We start from the raw sequence: 3,816 nt of genomic DNA on the forward strand, positions 1-3,816 counted from the left end.
GCAACGCTTGGCATTTTTGTTATGCGTTGCGTTTTATGTTTAGGGTAGTCTGCGGTGGCATCGGTATTGCGTTGCTCACACCTTAACAGGGCGTTATGTTCTTGGAGGACATGTTGGAATATCAAAGGGACAGGGTAACTTTTGGCGTTTTTCAGAAACTTATTGTAAAGCTGTATAAAGCCCTCGTATCCAAGCTTTCAAACAAAAAAGAGAAGCTAGAATGGCAGCTAATCTTGATAGCCGATTGTTTACGAATCATTGGGCCTTGTAGGTTAGCTTATTGGATGGCTTCCAAAGTGCATACTTCAACGTCTAGCGTTAAGAACAAGTTCTGGTCAACCCATGTTTCAGGTATGGCTCTGCAATATTCAGGTGACATGATTGGCGCTGAAAAAGCATTCTTAAAAAGCCAGGACTTTGCTTGTGAGCTTTCTTTGAGTTTTAGCTTGCAGCATTTGGGTAAATTGAATGTTGAGGTTGGCAATTATAAACTGGCAGAGCAACAGTTCATAGAAGCATTGGCAATTCGAGAAAAATTGAAACGGGCTGACTTGGTAGAGTCGACTAACAGGGCGATTCGAGGACTACAAAAGCTACGAACATAACAAACTGTTTAAGAGTGATTCGCAATGCGTGGCATTTTTACTATGCGTTGTGTTTGGTGTTTAAGGTGGTATGCGGTGGCATCGGTATTGCGTTGCTCACACCTTAACAGGGCGTTATGCATATTAGAGAGAATAATGAACTCATACACGAGCGAATGTAAAAGGTTGTCTATCAATGCACGAGCTGCAATTGGTCTGCTTGTCTTTGAGCGTTTCTGTGTTCTTCATGGTTTAGAACTTCATGATAATCAGGAGTTTTTAGAGCACTTATGGGATTGGTTTCTCGTTGATGGTCCAGACAAATTCGAGCCTTGGGAATCTAAACGACCAACTTTAGTAAATTGTGGGCTAGGTGACGAATTTCCCGAGGATTTACGGCTCTCACTCGCTCAAAACGGTATCGGCGAGAGTCAATTTAGGACTATTGTCAGTGGGGTAACCGATATTTTATGGGGTAGTTTTTGGGGAGCAGTTGAAAACGAACAATCAATGGCTGCACTTGAAAGTGTCATTTCAGCTAGTGGCATAGAACAACTGCCGGTTTTAACACCCTTCAAGTTTTCATTGTTTTCACAAAACGATGGTTGGGGTGACAAAATCACACCTCAAGATTTGGAGTTTTGGCGCACCTGTGTGAAATATGCATAACAAATTGTTCAAGAGTGATTCGGCACGCGTGGCATTTTTACTATGCGTTAGGTTTAGTGGTTAAGGTGTTATGCGGAAGCTTAGGTATTGCGTGCCTCACACCTTAACAAGGCGTTATGAGTATTAATGTTGAACCTATAGGAATAGATTAGTGTTAGAGATAGTTAAATATTTTTTAACCTTACTTACCGCTTTCTTGGCTGTTTGGGGTGTTTTACATGACTACAGAACAGATGGGAGAATGAATAATAAGGGGCGTACTGCTATCGCAGGATTGATTTTTTTGTGTGTTATATCTGTCATTGCTGAATTTTTATCTAACAAAAACAAAGCAAAGGAAAATGTAATTGCAGCTGAGCAGCTTAACAAGGAGAATAAGCAACGAGAGGTTTTACTACTTAGACTTAAAGAAGTAGATAAAAGAATTGAATCAAATATATCCTATTTAGAATCTCTGAAGAAAGAGATATCTGCCAACCACTTAGAAGTAAAATCAACACAAAATTCTATTCGAAAAGCCACTGATGCACAAATTGAGCAACAGAAGACAATTGAAGAAGAAATTATAAGGTTTAGTGAAAAGGCAGAACTTGAACTCGGCAGATTATCAGCTCCTTTAAGTGAGCTATATATATCTTCGTCACTAAAGTTCGTGGGTGCAGAAAAATCTTTTCCTGATTATTATGAATATTTGACACCAGAATTTTATCATAGTGAAGGTGCCTATAGTTTAGCAGATAAGCTTGTTCCAAAAGGTTTTGATTATTCAAAATTGCATTATTTTTATCCCCGTTATTTTGAGTTGGCTATTTATAAGCTTCAAAATAATAAGGTTTTGGATAGTAAAGCCTATTTTAACCTTAAGCCTGATTTGTTGTTGAGTGCAGTAGACTCTGAAGATAACAGGATTCTTGATGACATGTATTCTAATCTAGATGATGGCAGTATCATAAGAACCAAGGACTTGGTTCCGTTGACTACCAAAAAATCTAGCGGGAAAATTACCAGTCAACTTGATTTTACTACGTTAGCACAACAGGGTGATTATGCTGTTTTTTCTTTTGTCACAACTTATCCGGAGGCTCTTGAGCTTACGAGGTTAATGCTACATACGGATAAAAGTTATTATGCCGGTGTGAGCTTAGATAACTGCGAATTAATCTACAGACGTAGTGGTATTAATATAATTCAAGAAAGTGGCTCTGAAATAAATAATTTTCGCCATGTGTATTCTTGTAAGCTCTGGAAAGCTAACGGTTTAAATGAACGGTAGAAAATACTCATAACAAAGCATTTAAGAGTGATTCCCAACGCTTGGCATTTTTCATTCCATTGTTGGTTTTGTGTTTACGGTGGTATGGTTAAGTTTCGTGGTAGCGTTGCTCACACCTTAATGCGGCGTTAGTACGGGTTTGACATCAAAGGTCATAAGTTTTGGTGTTTATCTGTTTTGGCGCTCGTCTTTACACCTTTCAGTTTGTGCCTTTCACGTTCTTTCCGGTGGCACTATATGCGGAGTGTTCGCTTTGATTTTACCGTTTACGGCTTCTAACTCTTAGCCTATTTCTTTGGCGCTTTTTCATTTTCGTGGTGACTTTTGAGAGAACCTTGATTACTTTTTGTGTGGCTGTTGAAGTGCGAGGAAAGAATCCTTTTCTAATTTGAAGTCAGTAAAAGTAGGGGAGTTCAGTGCGTTTTTCTTCTAGCCAACTCTCGTCTATCAATGGCGGTAAAGTTTTGTAGCTGCCCGTCTCACTTCAGTGTTCAAAGCCTTTCATATCATGCCACTTTTCAATATCTTGGAGCGCATAAATAGAAGTAGCGCATGTACTAACAAATTGCTTAAGAGTGATTCGTAACGCGTGGCATTTTTACTTTGCGGTGGCTTATGTGATTAAGGCGTTGTGCGGTAGCTTTTGTATTGCGTTACTCACACCTTAGCAAGGCGTTAGCTATTTCTCGTATATAAAGGAGTTCCAGTGGTTAAAGTTCTCGTTAGTTCATGTCTGGTTGGAAACAACGTTAGATACAATGCGAGCTGTTTATCAGTCAAAGCGCCTGAGCTGCTATGGCTCAAGTCAAACGCAGAACTTGTGACCTTTTGCCCCGAAGTCTCAGCAGGTTTACCTATTCCTAGAGCACCAGCCGAAATCATTACTGGCAAAGGTGTTGATGTGCTTGATGGTTTGGCAAACGTTGTTGGAAATGATGGTATTGATGTTACTGAACAATTTGTAAGTGGGGCAGAGAACGCTTTGGAACTTTGCAAAAAACAGCAAATAAAGTACGCGTTACTCGCTGAAGGCAGCCCTTCCTGTGGCAGTTCAAAAATTTATGACGGTACATTCAACGGGATCAAAATCGATGGTTCAGGGGTAGCTACTGCATTGTTAGAGCGCAATGGAATTAAAGTCTACAGTCAACATACGATAGCTAAGCTCCGAGAGGCGTTGGAAAAAAATAGCTAACAAACTGTTCAAGAGGGATTCGCAACGCGTGGCATTTTTACTATGCGTTGGTTTTAGTGTTTAAGGTGGTATGCGGCGGCATTGGTATTGCGTTG

General features: G+C 40.0%; 4 protein-coding genes. All 4 read left to right on the top strand.

Translation table 11 applies throughout. The annotated features are described in order from the left end of the window. Positions 1-95: 95 nt before the first annotated feature. The 4 genes from KJB35_RS27835 to KJB35_RS27865 all read left to right on the top strand — a co-directional run bounded on the left by KJB35_RS27835 (position 96) and on the right by KJB35_RS27865 (position 3,721). Positions 96-605: a hypothetical protein gene (locus KJB35_RS27835; RefSeq protein WP_020840826.1), complete on the top strand. Its 510-nt coding sequence runs from the start codon at positions 96-98 to the stop codon at positions 603-605. 165 nt (positions 606-770) lie between these two features. Next, positions 771-1,253, top strand: coding sequence for a hypothetical protein (locus KJB35_RS27845; RefSeq protein WP_285469887.1), 483 nt, complete (start codon positions 771-773; stop codon positions 1,251-1,253). Positions 1,254-1,404: 151 nt separating this feature from the next. Continuing rightward, positions 1,405-2,526, top strand: a complete 1,122-nt coding sequence (locus tag KJB35_RS27855; RefSeq protein WP_053306504.1) for a hypothetical protein — start codon at positions 1,405-1,407, stop codon at positions 2,524-2,526. A gap of 706 nt (positions 2,527-3,232) precedes the next feature. Continuing rightward, the gene (locus KJB35_RS27865; protein WP_140359401.1) at positions 3,233-3,721 is read left to right on the top strand and encodes a DUF523 domain-containing protein; all 489 of its coding nucleotides are present in this window, start codon (positions 3,233-3,235) and stop codon (positions 3,719-3,721) included. Positions 3,722-3,816: the final 95 nt, after the last annotated feature.

Source organism: Vibrio sp. D431a, assembly GCF_030248655.1.
Classification (GTDB): Bacteria; Pseudomonadota; Gammaproteobacteria; order Enterobacterales; family Vibrionaceae; genus Vibrio; species Vibrio alginolyticus.